Below are 15051 nucleotides of genomic sequence, written 5' to 3' on the forward strand. Positions count from 1 at the left end.
CCCGGCATGTTACAGCGAGAAATTCTCTCCGAGATAGACCCGGCGGACATCTTCGTTCGCAACGATGGCTTCGGGCGTACCTTCCATCAACACCTGACCGCCATGCATGATGTAGGCGCGGTCGATAACTTCGAGCGTTTCGCGGACGTTATGGTCCGTAATCAGCACACCGATGCCACGATCCTTCAGATGCGAAACAAGATCGCGGATTTCTCCGACGGCGATCGGATCAATACCAGCAAGCGGTTCATCGAGCAGGATGTAGTTCGGCTGACTGGCCAGCGCACGGGCGATTTCCAGACGACGGCGCTCACCACCGGACAGGGCCAGCGAAGGGGAGCGGCGCAGATGGGTGATACCGAATTCAGCCAGAAGGCCGTTGAGCATCAGGTCCCGCTTTTCCGGATCGGGCTCGACGACCTCAAGGGCGGCCATGATGTTCTGTTCGACGTTGAGCCCACGGAAAATGCTGGCTTCCTGTGGCAGGTAACCGACGCCAAGGCGCGCGCGGCGATACATCGGAAGCTGCGTAATGTCCGCGCCATCCAGCGTGATGGTGCCGGTATCGGGCTGAACGAGACCGACGATCATGTAGAAGCTGGTGGTCTTGCCCGCGCCGTTCGGGCCGAGGAGACCGACGGCTTCGCCGCGCTGCACCTGAAGCGAGACGTTTTTGACGACGGCGCGTTTCTTGTAAGATTTGCCGATACCGCTTGCGACCAGACCGGTTGCGGGCGGCTGAGAGGGGATATGGCTGTCTGTCACTTGGGTGCCTGGCTGCTGTTGGCCTCGTTTGGCACGACGAGCCCCTGAATGGGGGAATCCGTGCCCGGCAGCATGGTTGCGATGCCGGTCTTCATGTTCACGATGGCCTGCGAGCCATTGTTCTGGTTCTGCCCCTGCGTGACATGCACATGGCCGATCAGGCGGGCGATCTGGGTATCGAAAACATAGACGCCACGATCGCCCGTGGCGGTCTGGGTCGGTGTCCGCAGAACGACATGCCCCCAGCCATAGGCCCGGTCGAGCTTCGAGGAACCGCCACCCATCGGGTTGGACGAATCTGCGGCCGCCTGTCCCGATTTTGCAGACTGTCCCGGAGCAGGCGCGTCGTTGGGTTTGCTGAACGAGACCAGCACGTCCGCCTTGACCTGCTTGCCGTCATTGGTGGTGACAGTCGCATCACCCCGGCCAACCGACATGCGCGTCTTGGAATGATATTCCATAACGTCGCGGGCCGTCAGAACGTCCTGCGGCGTCGTCAGTTTCAGATGCTTGCCGGTCATGACCATGACGCCCTGATCCATGTCGTACAGCGCATGATCGCCCCAGCCCTGATCGGTCTGGTTGTAGATATGGACATTGCCGCGCGCCTCGATCCGGTACAGTTCAAGCGAACCGCCCATCGGATCATTGCTGCTGGCGCTTTTGCCATCAGCTGGTGTCGGCGTATGTGCGGGCTGTTCGGGAGCAGGCGCTTTCTTGCGCAGATATCCGATCAGCGTGTCCGCATCGACGGTCGTATCTCCGCGCACGGCCCGCGCTCCGCCCGTGAGCGTCACGGTCTGGGCATTGCGGTCGTAGACTTCTTCTTTTTTCCAGAACAGCTGCACGGCTTCACCGTGGGACATGTCCAGCCCGTCCGCATAGGCGGGCGCGGACGGGAGAGCCAGAGGAAGTGCAATCAGAAGGGGAAGGAAGGCTGCGGAACGGCGGGTCATTTCTCTGTCTTCAGTCCTTGCAGGTGCAGGCGGGCCGCCGCACTCGGAGGGCCGTTGTCATCGTTGCGGACCGTCAGTCCGGGTCCCGTAAACTGCATGATACCCGCATGCTGGTCCAGAAAATAGCCTTGGGCATCCTGCGTGCCGAACGGACCTTCCGCATGGACCCAGTCCCGCGAGGCGATGACGTCCGCCTTGAGGTCCAGATCGGCCGAGGGGCCATTCAGGAGAAAACCATCGTCGCGGTAGAGCACGACATTGTCGTCAAGATCGAGCGTCTGTTCGTGCTGCATATAGACGCCACGATCAGCCTTGATATGTGCCCACGAATTCCCTGAAAGCTGGATGTCGGCAACCGGATCGACCAGGTCCACGCGGTCCGGGCCCTGCTGGTGGGTGGTGCGGGCCGTGATCATGTAAAGATGGTCGTGGGCGTCGAGGCCGCGATAGGTGGCCTGTTCCATATTGCCGCTTTCCACGCGCAGGCGGGCCATTTCCTTCAGGGCGGCGCGGTTCTGGTTCATGAGATGGGAAATCTCGGGCCAGGCCGCGATGGAACTGAGGAGGACGAGAGCCAGCCCTGGCAGTGCCCATTTGGCAAATCCCAGAAGCGAGCGGCGTCGGGCGAGTTCCTGCGCATTGGGGGCTTGGCGGATCCGCTGGAAGGCGGCGCGGCGCAGGTTGTCGAGACGGGCGAGACTCTCTGTCCGGTTCGGGTCAAAATCTTCCCGGCGGATGCGGTGTTCGCCATTATCGGGCGTGGGGTCGCTCATGACAGGCCGCTTCGCAGGAGGTCGTGAATATGGACGATTCCCGCAGGGCGGCGTCCTGCGTCCACGATGAATATGCTCGTGATGGGGCGCTCGCGCTGGTTCATAAGATGCAACACGTCCTGCGCCAGCGTGTCGGCACGTGCAGTGACGGGGGCGGGATTCATGACGTCCGCCGCCGTGGTTGCGTCGAGGTCGCCGGAGAGAGCGCGGCGCAGATCGGCGTCTGTGATGAGGCCCTGAAGTTCACCATTGTCATCAATGACACCCATGCACCCGAATGACTTGCGTGTCATCTCGAGAATGACGGAGCGGAGCGGGAGGCTGCCCTGTCCAAGGGGCAGAGCGTCGCCGGTATGCATGAGGTCGCTGATCGGGCGCAGGCGCGCCCCGAGAAGCCCTCCGGGGTGAAAAGCGCCGAAATCGCGGGCGGTGAAACCGCGCTTTTCCAACAGTGCGATGGCGAGCGCGTCGCCCAGAGCCAGTTGCAGCAGGGTGCTCGTCGTCGGCGCTAAGCCCATCGGGCAGGCTTCTGCGCTGGTGGGTAGGACCAGTGGGATCTGTGCGGCACGGGCGAGGGCCGAGGTGCCGACGGCGGTCACAGCGATCACGCAGTGATTCTGTCGGGTGGCATAGGCCAGAATCGCGGCAAGTTCTGCGGTTTCGCCCGAATTGGAGAAAGCGAGGATCAGATCGCCGGGTGCTACCATCCCAAGATCGCCATGTGCGGCTTCAGCGGGGTGCAGAAACAGCGAGGGTGTACCGGTAGAGGCGAGGGTTGCCTGAATTTTGCGGGCAATATGGCCGGATTTCCCGATTCCGGTCACGATCAGACGCGCGCGACTTTCTGCGATGCGGTCGACTGCTTCGCTGAACGCAACTCCGAGCGGGCCAGAGAGGGCCTGTTCGAGCGCTTCCAGTCCTTTGCGTTCGATGGAGACGGTCTGGAGGGCCGATTCCAGAGCGGTGCGGGAAAAACCGGGCGACGGGCGATGCATGATCAGTCGGGCCGGAATTCAGGCGCGGTGCGAGAAAATGTCGGACTCGTCGTAGCCCAGCAGGTCGAGGCGGCAGCGGGCCGGGAGGAAATCGTAGCAGGATTGCGCGAGGTCGCGTCGGTTTTCACGGATCAGCATGGCTTCGAGCTTATCCCACAATGCGTGAAGATGCAGCACGTCCGATGCGGCATAGCGAAGCTGATCGGGGGTGAGGGTCTCGGCACCCCAGTCAGAGCTCTGCTGGTGTTTGGAGATTTCGACGCCAAGGAGGTCCCGGCACAGATAGGCCAAGCCATGACGGTCCGTGAAGGTATAGACCAGCCGGGCGGCGATTTTGGTGCAGATGACAGACGGGATCGTAATATTGAAGGCGTTCTGCAGGACTGCGACGTCAAAGCGTGCGTAATGCATCAGCTTGGTGACGGAATCGTCTGTCAGGAGCGCTTTAAGGTTTGGGCAGTCATAGCCCCGGCCACCCATGGAGACCGGTTTGATCTGCACAAGATGGGCTTCGCCATCGCCGGCTGAGAGCTGGATGAGGCAGAGGCGGTCACGATGGGGATTGAGACCCATGGTCTCGGTATCGATGGCAACGACAGGGCCAAGATCAAAGTCATCCGGCAGATCGCCGTCATGAAGATGGATGGCGTCTTGCGAACTCATTTGTCGTCACCAAATTTTTTTGATCACCAGAGGATCGAGGCGATTGATCGCCTGATCGTCTGTGGTGCCCAGAAGAAGACTCGAACTTCCACGTCCTTTCGGACACAGGTACCTGAAACCTGCGCGTCTACCAATTCCGCCATCTGGGCTCAGAAAGCACCGGAGTTTTTTCAGTTTCCTGAAGCATCCCGGCTCGGTGAAGAGGCGTTTACCCCTCCACGTATGGGGCGTCAACAGCCAACTGAAAGAAAAATGCAAATGCGTAGAAATTTTTCCGTGGTCGGGATGTCGAGCGGAGAGGGAGCAGGCCGCAGTCCAAGGGTTGTGGCGGTTCTGGGCGGAGGAGGTTTTGTCGGGCGCGAACTTGTCGGACGGCTCGTGGCCTTGGGGCACGTCGTGCGGGTGGGGAGCCGAAACCCCGAAGATGATCAGGGATTGGCACGGTTCCCGGGTGACGGGCGTGTGGAGTTCATCAAGGCATCCGTGAATGACGCTGCTGCGCTGGAGCATGTGTTTGCCGGGGCGGATGTGGGGGTCAATCTGGTGTCCATCATGTCGCCGGACGTGCAGGCGATGCATCGGGTCAATGTCGAAGGTGCGCGGCTGGCGGCGCTCGTGGCGCGGCGTGAGGGCGTGGGGCAATACCTGCATATGTCTGCCATCGGCGCGTCGCTGACGTCGCCGGGGAATTACGGGCGCAGCAAGGGACTGGCCGAAAGGATGGTACGGGAGGTCTTTCCCGAAGCGGTGCTGTTGCGGCCTTCGGTGATTTTCGGGCCGCAGGATAGTTTCTTCAACATGTTCGCGCTGATTGCGAAGCTCTCGCCGGTTCTGCCGGTGTTTGCGCCCAAGACGCTTTTTCAGCCGGTCTATGTAGGCGACGTGGCGCGGGCGATCGTCACACTGACTGAACCGGGGCACGAAGGTCTGACTGTCGAAGCAGGTGGGCCGGATGTTCTGAGTATGAAGGACTTGATGACGTTCGTTCTGGAGGCATCGGGGCGTCATCGGATTCTGGTGTCTGTGCCGGGATGGGCGGCGAAACTGGAGGCCGATATTCTTGAGTCACTGCCGGGACATCTGCTGACGCGCGATCAGGTGGCGATGATGGGCGTGGACAATGTGGTGCAGCACGGAGCGGTCGATCTTCAAGCGCTTGGGATCAGGCCTGCGGCGATGCGGAGTATCGTTCCAGACTATCTGAGGGGAAGTGTTTGTGAGAGCTGGCGGCGCTTCCGAAAGTGATTAGTCCGTTTCGGACCTAAAAATCTGTGTGAAAAATGGCTCATACGATAAGAAGATGGGTCATTTCGCACGAAAGGTCAGCATTGCTGACTGTTATTGAATAAAGTGACGGAATAGCTGCATTCTTACTCGCATGTTTGCAGGAGACACGACGCATGGCCGAACGGATGTTGCAGTTCGTCACCCACCCCCAGGTGCTTCCGGAGAAGCGCGACGCGGCCGAACGCCGTCAGGATTTCGGGGAGATTTACCGTGGGTTCGCGCGCAGCCGGGCGGAAGAACAGGCGTCGCGGTGTTCGCAGTGCGGGATTCCGTTTTGCTCCGTGCATTGTCCGCTGGGGAACAACATTCCCGACTGGCTGAAGTTGACAGCGGAAGACCGGCTTGAGGAAGCGTATGAGATGTCGTCCGCGACGAATACGTTTCCGGAGATCTGCGGGCGCATCTGTCCGCAGGACCGGCTGTGCGAAGGCAACTGCGTCATCAACAAGGGCTTCGAAAGCGTCACGATCGGCGCTGTCGAGCGCTTCATTACCGAAAATGCGTTCGAGCAGGGCTGGGTCAAGCCGTCTCTGCCGGAGCGGGAGCTTGGGCGCAGCGTCGGGATCGTGGGCTCCGGCCCGGCGGGTCTGGCCTGTGCGGAGCGACTGCGGGCACAGGGTTATGAGGTTCATGTCTATGAGCGTCAGGACCGTGTGGGCGGGTTGCTGACTTACGGCATTCCGAGCTTCAAGCTGGAAAAGCATGTGGTGGCACGCCGTCATGCGCTGCTGGAGGAGCAGGGGATCGTGTTCCATCTCTCCACGCCTGTGGGTTCGGGGAGTGGCGAGACGTCCCTTGAGGATCTGCGGGCGCGGCATGATGCGGTGTTCCTTGCGACGGGCGTGTACCGCTCGCGCGATGTGAAGGTGCCGGGGGCCGGGCTTGAGGGTGTTGTCGATGCGATCGACTTCCTGACGGCGTCTAACCGCCGCGGTTACGATGAAGATCCAGGCGAAGATGCTGCGCTTCATGCGAAGGGTCGTCGGGTCGTGGTCATTGGCGGTGGTGACACGGCCATGGACTGCGTGCGCACGTCGATCCGTCAGGGTGCCGAGCGTGTGACCTGCGTTTACCGTCGGGACCGGGCGAACATGCCGGGGTCGCGGCAGGAAGTTCACAATGCCGAGGAAGAAGGCGCGCAGTTCGAGTGGCTGGGCTCGCCGGAAGCGTTTCTGGGCGATGGCAGTGTATCGGGCGTGCGCGTGATGAAGATGCGTCTGGGGTCTCCGGATGCGTCGGGGCGCCGCTCCATCGAGGGCACGGGACAGCATGACGTGATCGAGGGCGATCTGGTCATCAAGGCTCTTGGCTTTGATCCCGAAGATCTGCCGGAACAATTCGCGGCCCCCGATCTGGCCGTGACGCGCTGGGGCACGCTGACGGTGCCGCCGGGCGGTTTTGAGACGAGCCTTCCGGGCGTGTTCGCTGGTGGCGACATTGTGCGCGGGGCGAGCCTTGTTGTTTGGGCGATCAAGGACGGCCGGGATGCGGCCGATGCGATCCATCATCATCTGACTGAAACAGTAACCGGTTCTCTGGAGGCCGCGGAATGACACAGAATAACGATTTCATCCGCGAGCATGCCGAGAACGTTGAACGTCTGAAGGGTCTGTATGACCCGTCGCAGGAGCGCGATTCCTGCGGTGTGGGTCTGGTCGCGTCGCTGGATGGCAAGCCGTCGCGCAGCGTGGTGCTGGCGAGCATCGAGGCGTTGGGCAATATCTGGCATCGCGGTGCGGTCGATGCCGATGGCAAGACCGGCGATGGCGCGGGCATCCATGTTGAGATCCCTCAGGATTTCTTTGCCGAGGCGATCCATAACAGTTCCAGCGACGATACGATTGACGGTCGCATCGCAGTAGGCATGGTGTTCCTGCCCAAGACCGATTTAGGCTCGCAGGAGCGGGGCCGTCAGATCATTGAGACGGAGATCCTGAACTTCGGTTACGGGATCTATGGCTGGCGTCAGGTGCCGATCGATACGGCGTGCATTGGCGAGAAGGCCAACCAGACTCGGCCGGAAATCGAGCAGATCATGATCCGCAACCGGCTTGGCCGGTCCGAGGACGAGTTCGAGCGCGACCTTTATGTGCTGCGTCGGCGGATCGAGAAGCAGGCGACGGCGCAGCAGGTTGATCTGTATGTGTGTTCGATGTCCTGCCGCTCGGTGATCTACAAGGGCATGTTCCTTGCTGAAAACCTGACGGATTTCTATCCGGATCTGCTTGATGAACGGTTCGTCTCGCGGTTTGCGATCTACCATCAGCGCTATTCGACCAACACGTTCCCGACCTGGAAGCTCGCCCAGCCGTTCCGCAAGGTGGCGCATAACGGCGAGATCAATACGATTTCGGGCAACACGAACTGGATGCGTTCGCACGAAACGCGGCTCGCCCATCCGGATCTGGACCCGTACATGGCAGATCTGAAGCCTGTGGTGCAGGCTGCGGGTTCCGATACGGCGGTTCTGGACAATGTGTTTGAACTGCTGACCTTCGCCGGGCGCGATGCGCCGATGGCGAAGACGATGCTGGTACCGGCCTCTGGCGGTGCGAACTCGGCAATGTCCGACGCGGCGCGTGCGCTGTTCCGGTACTGCAATGCGGTGATCGAGCCGTGGGATGGTCCGGCAGCTTTGTGCGCGACGGATGGGCGCTGGGTTGTGGCGGGTCTGGATCGCGCCGGGCTACGGCCGCTGCGCTACAGCATCACGCAGGACGGGCTCCTCATTGTGGGCTCCGAGACCGGGATGGTCCGGGTACCGGATGCACGCGTTAAAAGCCGCGGGCGGCTTGGCCCAGGGCAGACGCTGGCGCTCGATCTGAAGGAAGGGCGGCTTTACCAGTCCGAAGAACTGCTAGAAATGCTGGCCTCGCGTCAGGATTTCCAGGGCTGGGTGAAGCGCATCCGCGATATCGAGCCGATCGTGCGCGATGTTGTGGAACCCGAGGCGCTGGACCCGGATGTGCTGCGGCGGCATCAGATGGCGGTCAGTCTGACGCATGAGGAGCTGGAGACGATCCTGCACCCGATGGTCGAGACGGCGGCTGAGGCTCTGGGCTCCATGGGCGATGATACGCCGCTTCAGGTGCTGTCGCAGATCTATCGTGGGCTGGCGCATTATTTCCGTCAGGGGTTCAGTCAGGTCACGAATCCGCCGATCGATTCCCTGCGTGAGACGCGGGTGATGAGTCTGATCACGCGGCTGGGCAATCTGGGGAATATTCTCGATCAGGCGCCGGAGCAGTGCGACCTGTTGCAGCTGCCGAGCCCGGTCCTGACGATCGGTGAGTTCGACGAGTTGCGGAAGGTGTGCGGCGAGAATGCGGGCGTGATCGACTGCACCTTCCCGGCTGAAGAGGGCGAGGAAGGTCTGCGGGCGGCGATTGCCTCCATCCGCGTGCAGGCGGAAGATCATGTTCGCGGTGGATGCACGCATCTGTTCCTGACGGACGACAATACGGATGCGGTGCGGGTTGCGATCCCGATGATCCTCGCCACCGCGGCCGTGCATATCCATCTGGTGCGCAATTCGCTGCGGACGTTCACGTCGCTGAACGTGCGGACGTCCGGCGCGATCGACGTGCACGCGATTGCCGTTACGATTGGGGTGGGTGCGACGACGGTGAACCCGGCTCTGGCGCAGCATTGTGTGGCGGACCGGCTGCGGCGTGGTCTGTTCGGCAAGATGTCGCTGCGTGAGGCAATGGAGCGCTATCGCAAGGCCGTGGACAAGGGTCTTCTGAAGATCATGTCCAAGTCGGGCATTTCGATCATTTCGGCCTATCGTGGCGGGTATAATTTCGAGGCGATCGGGCTGTCCCGCGCGCTGGTGGCGGAGTTCTTCCCCGGTATGCCGTCGCGGATTTCGGGGATTGGTCTGCCGGGAATCGCGCGCAACATCCTGGGCGCACATGCGGCCGCATGGAACCGGAAGGTCGAAGCACTTCCGGTCGGCGGACGCTACAAACTGCGCCGTCAGGGTGAGACGCATGCCTTCTCCGGCCAGCTTGTGCACATGCTTCAGAGTGCGGTGACGGCGAACAGCTTCACGCTGTACCGGCGCTATGCGGATGCGGTGCGCCAGATGCCGCCGGTGGCGCTGCGCGATCTGCTGGATTTCAAGCCGCTTCATGCGCCGGTTCCGGTGGATGAGGTGGAGAGCATCACGCAGATCCGCCGTCGTCTGGTAGCGCCGGGGATTTCTCTGGGGGCTCTGAGCCCCGAGGCGCATGAGACGCTGGCGATTGCCATGAACCGGATCGGCGCGAAATCCGATTCCGGTGAAGGTGGCGAGGATGCCGAGCGGTCCAAGCCGCGTCCGAACGGGGACAATGCGTCTTCGGCGATCAAGCAGGTGGCGTCCGGACGTTTTGGCGTGACCGCGCAGTATCTGAACGATTGCCGCGAAATCGAAATCAAGATGGCGCAGGGTGCGAAGCCTGGCGAGGGTGGACAGCTTCCGGGCTTTAAGGTCACGGAGCTGATCGGGCGGCTGCGTCATGCGACGCCGGGCGTCACACTGATTTCGCCGCCGCCGCATCACGACATCTATTCGATCGAGGATCTGGCGCAGCTCATTTACGATCTCAAGCAGATCAACCCGACGGCGACCGTGACGGTCAAGCTGGTGGCGCGGACGGGCATTGGCACGATTGCGGCCGGTGTGGCGAAGGCCAAGGCAGATGCGATTCTGATTTCCGGCCATTCGGGCGGCACGGGGGCAAGCCCGCAGTCTTCGATCCATTATGCGGGTCTGCCGTGGGAGATGGGGCTGTCGGAGGCACATCAGGTGCTGATGCTGAACCGGCTGCGGCATCGTCTGGTGCTGCGGACGGATGGCGGCATCAAGACGGGCCGCGACGTTGTCATGGCGGCGATGCTGGGTGCCGAAGAATTCGGTATCGGCACGGCGGCACTGGTGGCGATGGGTTGCATCATGGTGCGTCAGTGCCACTCCAATACCTGCCCGGTGGGCGTGTGTGTGCAGGACGAGAAACTGCGGGAGAAGTTCGGGGGATCGCCGGAGAAGGTCATCAACCTGTTCACGCTGATTGCGGAAGACATCCGGCATATTCTCGCAGAGCTGGGTGTGCGGTCGCTTGAAGAGGTGATCGGGCGGACGGATATGCTGCGTCAGGTGTCGCGTGGTGCGGATTATCTGGACGATCTGGATCTGAACTCCCTGCTGGTTCAGGCCGATCCGGGAGAGCATGCGCGTTACTGCACCCGTGAAGGGCGTAACGAAGTACCGGAGACGCTGGACGGGCAGATCATCCCTGATGCGACGGCGCTGTTCGAACGTCGGGAGAAGCTGCACCTGCATTACACGGTGCAGAATACCCATCGTGCGATCGGCACGCGGGTTTCGGGGCTGATTACGCGCAAGTTCGGCATGAAGGAGCTTCCGGAAGGCCAGCTCACGCTGTCGTTGCGCGGGTCTGCCGGGCAGTCTCTGGGCGCGTTCGGTGTGCAGGGGCTCAAGATCGAGGTCGAGGGCGATGCTAACGACTATGTCGGCAAGGGCCTGTCAGGCGCGACGATCGTTGTCCGCAAGTCACCGGCCGCGCAGTGGGCCTCCGAACAGAGCGCGATCATCGGCAATACCGTTCTGTACGGCGCCACGGCAGGCACGCTGTTTGCAGCCGGTCAGGCGGGTGAGCGCTTTGCGGTGCGGAATTCCGGTGCGACGGCGGTGGTCGAGGGCTGCGGCTCGAATGCCTGCGAATACATGACCGGCGGCACGGTCGTGATCCTTGGAGAGACAGGCGACAATTTCGGCGCCGGTTTCACGGGTGGCATGGCTTATGTGCTGGACGTGAAGGGACGGTTCGAGGCGCAGATCAATCCCGATACGGTGATCTGGAGCCGTGTGCAGGCTGGCAGCCGCTGGGATCAGGAGCTTCGGGCGTTGGTGGAGCGGCATGTGGCGGAGACCGGCAGTACCTATGCCGAAGATCTGCTGCACTGCTGGGAGCGGACGCTGGAGCGCTTTTGGCATGTCGTGCCGCGCGATTATGCGCGGATCATTGGCTACGTGCAGGAAGATCTGTCGCAGCTTTCGGCTTGAAGAAGGGCGGAAGGAAGATGGTCGAGACTGTCGGTGATCTGACATTGACTTATGATGAGATGGCTTCGCTGAGGAGCTATCTCATCGCAACAGTTTTTGAATTTTCTGATTGTATTGAAATTGGAATATTGGGAATGTTTCAGGCTGATGAAATATTATCAATGGCAAACAAGGTATATTCTCTTATAAGGTGGGATAAAAAAGAATATACGAATATATTCTCTGATGATGATTGTAAAATCATAAAGAGTTGTATTTTTCATGGAGAGATGGCTATCGGGATTTATTCGACATACAAAAAATATATCGACTATGAAACCTGCGATTTTGGAATCACAAAAGACAAAATTTACAATTATATTCATGAATATAGGAAAATATAGGCTAGTGACCCAGCTGTTCATGTTGGTTTGACAACGTCTGAATTCAGGATTTTCCGATTTGGCTATTGCTTTGCGCTGGTTATGGAAGAGGTTGACCGGGACGGAGTTTCAGGCAGGGGCGCTCCACGAGGCGCCATGAGAGGATTGCGCCGGCGATCGTGGTGAGGATCGTGAGAAGTACGGCGTTTCGGCGGCTGAGGCCGTAGCGGATGTGAAGGTCTCCGGCCATCATCACCAGCGGGAGATGGCACAGATAAAGCCCGTAACTATGGGTGCTGAGGCTGCGGACTGCCGGGCCGATCACAGGCGGCAGGGTTCGCAGGCGCATCATTGCAGGCATGCAGAGCGCATAACCGAAGCCTACAGTATCAAATGAAATGATGGCGCTAAAGCGTGGCGGCCAGAGCGGGATGGGCAAAAGATCCCCCAGCCATGTCGTGAGGACGATCCCTGTGCCAAGAATGCCCAGGGGTTTGTACAGGCGGGGGATGCTTTTCGAATATCGGTTCAGGCACGCGGCGGCGACGCCCCATGCGATGGAGTCAAGACGGCAGGGCACGATTTTACTGATGGCTTCCTCCCAGTTGAGGTCTGTGGGCAGCGACAGGCGCCAACAGACCGGAACGATGAAGAAAGCCGCAAGTGTGAGTCCGAACGCCCAAGCGGGTCTGATCCGGCAGGCAAGAAGCATGAGTAGCAAAGTGGGGAAGGTGATGTAGAACCATTCCTCCACGCAAAGCGACCATGTAACGCCATACCAGTTCGAAACCATGGGCCAGCCGAGATTTTGCGTCAGGGTCAGGAACCAGGGCAGGACGCGTCGGGCTTCGTCCCATGTCACGCCGTAGGGGCCGAAACGGGCGAGCGGGATCAGCAGTGCGAACAGCCAGACATAATAGGCCGGGAGGGTGCGCATCCATCGGCGGACGAGAAAAATTCCCCAGCCTTTGAGGGAGGTTCCGCGTTCAAGCAGATCGAGCATGATCGTGCCGATCAGAAAGCCGCTGAGGACGAAGAACAGCATCACGCCGTAAAAGCCGAGGATCACCAGATGGAACGGAAGCACGCGGTGCCACCAGTCCAGAAACAGGCTTCCGTCATGGCAGATCAGGACATCGAGGATGGCGACCGAACGCAGCAGATCAGGGCCTGCGATTCGCTGCGGCAGATTTTCAAAGGATGTCAGAGTGATTGATGCCTGGGGGGGGTATTTTTTCATGAAATGGCGGAAGATCCCGGAGTGTGGCTCCATTAGGCTCCGAGAGGCGATTTTATACTACAGATTTGTCATCAACATCCCGTTTGACGGCGCGGATTGTGGCTCTAAGGTCAGGGTATGACCATGCTCTTTTCTGCCGCTGACGGCACGCCCAATTCGTCCTCCGGGGAGCAGATGCCGCCCCGCTGGGACCTGTCCGATCTCTATGCTTCGCCGGAAGATCCGGTTCTGGCGACGGATTTCGATCGCTGGGCGGAGGAGGCGCGCCGTTTCTGCGAGACGTATAAAGGGCGTCTGGGCAGCCTGAATGGTACCGGACTCGCGGCGGCTTTTGCCGACTATGAAGCGATTGAAGAAGGCCTCGGGAAGATCGGGTCTTTCTCCAGCCTCGGCTTTGCGGCGCATACGACTGATCCGGTCTGGGGGCGGTTTGCGCAGGGTGTGCAGGAGCGGATGACGGAGGTGGCCTCCGATCTGATGTTCTTCACGCTGGAACTGAATCGGATCGCGGACGAGGATCTGGCGCGGATCTGTGAAGCGTCGGAAATGCGTAAATGGGATGCGTATCTGCGGGATCTGCGGATGTACCGGCCCTATCAGCTCTCCGATGAGGTTGAGCAGGTGCTGATGGACAAGTCGGTGACGGGACGGAATGCCTGGAACCGGCTGTTCGACGAAACGATGGCGACGCTGAGCGTCACGATCGACGGTGAGGACAAGCCGCTGGGCGAGGCGTTCAATCTGCTGACGAATGCGGATCGTGCGAAGCGCGAGGCTGCGGCGCAGCAGATCAGTGCGGTTCTGGGCGAGAATTCGCGTCTGCTGACGATGATTACCAACACGCTCGCCAAGGACAAGGCGATCGGGGACAAACTGCGCGGCTATCCGCGCCCGACGAGTTCGCGCAATCTGGCAAATATGGTCGAGGACGAGGTTGTCGATGCGCTGGTGGGCGCGGTGGACGAGGCTTATCCGCGTCTGGCGCACCGGTATTATGCGCTCAAGGCGAAGTGGCTCGGGCTGGAAAAGCTGGAGCACTGGGACCGCAATGCCCCGCTGCCAGGTGTGGAGGCGCGTCCGATCGACTGGGAGCAGGGCAAAGAGATCGTGCGGACGGCCTATGCCGGGTTCGATCCGGCTCTGGGTGAGATCGTCCAGAACTTCCTGACCAATCCGTGGATTGATGCTGCACCAGTGCCGGGGAAGTCTTCGGGGGCGTTCTCCCATTCCTGCGTCCCGTCCGTGCATCCGTATATTCTGATGAATTATCGCGGGCAGCCGCGGGACGTCATGACGCTGGCGCATGAACTAGGGCATGGCGTGCATCAGACGCTGGCCGGGAAAAAACAAGGCTATCTGAATGCCGATACGCCTCTGACGCTGGCCGAGACGGCATCGGTATTTGGCGAGATGCTGACGTTCCAGTCCCTGCTGGATGCGGAGAGTGATCCGAAGCGCCGTCGTCATATGCTGGCGGCGAAGGTCGAGGACATGCTGAACACGGTTGTCCGGCAGATCGCGTTCTATCAGTTCGAAGTGAAGGTCCATGACGAGCGGGCGAAGGGTGAGCTTTCGTCGGAGCGTCTGGGAGAAATCTGGCGGGAGGTTCAGGTTCGGAGTCTGGGGCCCGTGTTCCACTTCACACCAGATTATGACCTGTACTGGTCTTACATTCCGCATTTCGTGCATTCCCCGTTCTATGTTTATGCGTATGCTTTCGGTGACTGCCTGGTGAATGCGCTCTATGGCGTTTATCAGGAAAAATCCGAGGGTTTTGCTGCGAAATATCGCACCATGCTCGAAGCCGGCGGAACGCTGCGGCACAAGGACCTGCTCGCGCCGTTCGGACTTGATGCGACAGATCCGGGTTTCTGGCGTAAAGGACTGGATGTGATCTCGGGGCTGATCGATCAGCTCGAGCAGGAGGACTGAGGAGCATC

The 15051-nt window shown here is 60.4% G+C and carries 11 protein-coding genes and 1 tRNA gene; 5 read left to right on the plus strand and 7 right to left on the minus strand.

Annotated features, from left to right (window positions below):
• Window positions 1-9 precede the first annotated feature (9 nt).
• The 6 genes from lptB to JK176_RS01635 form a co-directional block, all read right to left on the minus strand.
• Window positions 10-765 carry an LPS export ABC transporter ATP-binding protein gene (gene lptB / locus JK176_RS01610; RefSeq protein ID WP_062033450.1) on the minus strand — a complete coding sequence of 252 codons (756 nt, stop codon included), beginning with the start codon at window positions 763-765 and terminating at the stop codon, window positions 10-12.
• Window positions 762-1721 (minus strand): LptA/OstA family protein, encoded by a 960-nt coding sequence (locus JK176_RS01615; protein WP_211586067.1) that lies wholly within the window; start codon window positions 1719-1721, stop codon window positions 762-764. Before JK176_RS01615 ends, lptB begins: the two co-directional genes overlap by 4 nt.
• The gene (lptC, locus tag JK176_RS01620) at window positions 1718-2494 is read right to left on the minus strand and encodes an LPS export ABC transporter periplasmic protein LptC (protein ID WP_099285337.1); all 777 of its coding nucleotides are present in this window, start codon (window positions 2492-2494) and stop codon (window positions 1718-1720) included. Before lptC ends, JK176_RS01615 begins: the two co-directional genes overlap by 4 nt.
• On the minus strand, window positions 2491-3489 hold the full coding sequence (locus tag JK176_RS01625; protein ID WP_211586068.1) for an SIS domain-containing protein: 999 nt from the start codon (window positions 3487-3489) through the stop codon (window positions 2491-2493). The genes lptC and JK176_RS01625 overlap by 4 nt, the downstream gene beginning before the upstream one ends.
• Window positions 3490-3507: 18 nt before the next feature.
• Window positions 3508-4152: a ribonuclease D gene (locus tag JK176_RS01630; protein ID WP_194261545.1), complete on the minus strand. Its 645-nt coding sequence runs from the start codon at window positions 4150-4152 to the stop codon at window positions 3508-3510.
• Between the two features lie 62 nt (window positions 4153-4214).
• Window positions 4215-4301 (minus strand) — tRNA-Leu (locus JK176_RS01635).
• Window positions 4302-4410: 109 nt separating this feature from the next.
• Between JK176_RS01635 and JK176_RS01640 the strand changes: the two genes are divergently transcribed.
• From JK176_RS01640 to JK176_RS01655, 4 genes are all read left to right on the plus strand, one after another.
• The gene (locus JK176_RS01640) at window positions 4411-5397 is read left to right on the plus strand and encodes a complex I NDUFA9 subunit family protein (protein WP_249194092.1); all 987 of its coding nucleotides are present in this window, start codon (window positions 4411-4413) and stop codon (window positions 5395-5397) included.
• A 155-nt stretch (window positions 5398-5552) separates the two neighbouring features.
• Complete coding sequence (locus JK176_RS01645; RefSeq protein ID WP_211586069.1) at window positions 5553-6992, plus strand: NAD(P)-dependent oxidoreductase; 1440 nt, start codon at window positions 5553-5555, stop codon at window positions 6990-6992.
• Entirely contained in the window at window positions 6989-11509 is a 4521-nt protein-coding gene (gene gltB, locus JK176_RS01650; RefSeq protein ID WP_211586070.1) for a glutamate synthase large subunit, read from the plus strand. Before JK176_RS01645 ends, gltB begins: the two co-directional genes overlap by 4 nt.
• A gap of 17 nt (window positions 11510-11526) precedes the next feature.
• The gene (locus tag JK176_RS01655; RefSeq protein ID WP_211586071.1) at window positions 11527-11892 is read left to right on the plus strand and encodes a hypothetical protein; all 366 of its coding nucleotides are present in this window, start codon (window positions 11527-11529) and stop codon (window positions 11890-11892) included.
• Between the two features lie 79 nt (window positions 11893-11971).
• Here the strand turns inward: JK176_RS01655 and JK176_RS01660 are convergent, their stop codons facing one another.
• Entirely contained in the window at window positions 11972-13111 is a 1140-nt protein-coding gene (locus tag JK176_RS01660; protein WP_211586072.1) for an acyltransferase, read from the minus strand.
• Window positions 13112-13234: 123 nt separating this feature from the next.
• Here JK176_RS01660 and JK176_RS01665 point away from each other — a divergent pair, with 123 nt between their 5' ends.
• The gene (locus JK176_RS01665) at window positions 13235-15043 is read left to right on the plus strand and encodes a M3 family oligoendopeptidase (protein WP_211586156.1); all 1809 of its coding nucleotides are present in this window, start codon (window positions 13235-13237) and stop codon (window positions 15041-15043) included.
• Window positions 15044-15051: the final 8 nt, after the last annotated feature.

It is taken from the genome of Gluconobacter sp. Dm-73, from assembly GCF_018256215.1.
GTDB classification, from domain to species: domain Bacteria; phylum Pseudomonadota; class Alphaproteobacteria; order Acetobacterales; family Acetobacteraceae; genus Gluconobacter; species Gluconobacter cadivus.

Coding starts and splice junctions, on each gene's coding strand:
- JK176_RS01615 (WP_211586067.1), bottom strand. CDS start 1,721: ATGACCCGCCGTTCCGCAGCCTTCCTTCCCCTTCTGATTGCACTTCCT.
- lptC (WP_099285337.1), bottom strand. CDS start 2,494: ATGAGCGACCCCACGCCCGATAATGGCGAACACCGCATCCGCCGGGAA.
- JK176_RS01625 (WP_211586068.1), bottom strand. CDS start 3,489: ATGCATCGCCCGTCGCCCGGTTTTTCCCGCACCGCTCTGGAATCGGCC.
- JK176_RS01630 (WP_194261545.1), bottom strand. CDS start 4,152: ATGAGTTCGCAAGACGCCATCCATCTTCATGACGGCGATCTGCCGGAT.
- JK176_RS01640 (WP_249194092.1), top strand. CDS start 4,411: ATGCGTAGAAATTTTTCCGTGGTCGGGATGTCGAGCGGAGAGGGAGCA.
- JK176_RS01645 (WP_211586069.1), top strand. CDS start 5,553: ATGGCCGAACGGATGTTGCAGTTCGTCACCCACCCCCAGGTGCTTCCG.
- gltB (WP_211586070.1), top strand. CDS start 6,989: ATGACACAGAATAACGATTTCATCCGCGAGCATGCCGAGAACGTTGAA.
- JK176_RS01655 (WP_211586071.1), top strand. CDS start 11,527: ATGGTCGAGACTGTCGGTGATCTGACATTGACTTATGATGAGATGGCT.
- JK176_RS01660 (WP_211586072.1), bottom strand. CDS start 13,111: ATGAAAAAATACCCCCCCCAGGCATCAATCACTCTGACATCCTTTGAA.
- JK176_RS01665 (WP_211586156.1), top strand. CDS start 13,235: ATGCTCTTTTCTGCCGCTGACGGCACGCCCAATTCGTCCTCCGGGGAG.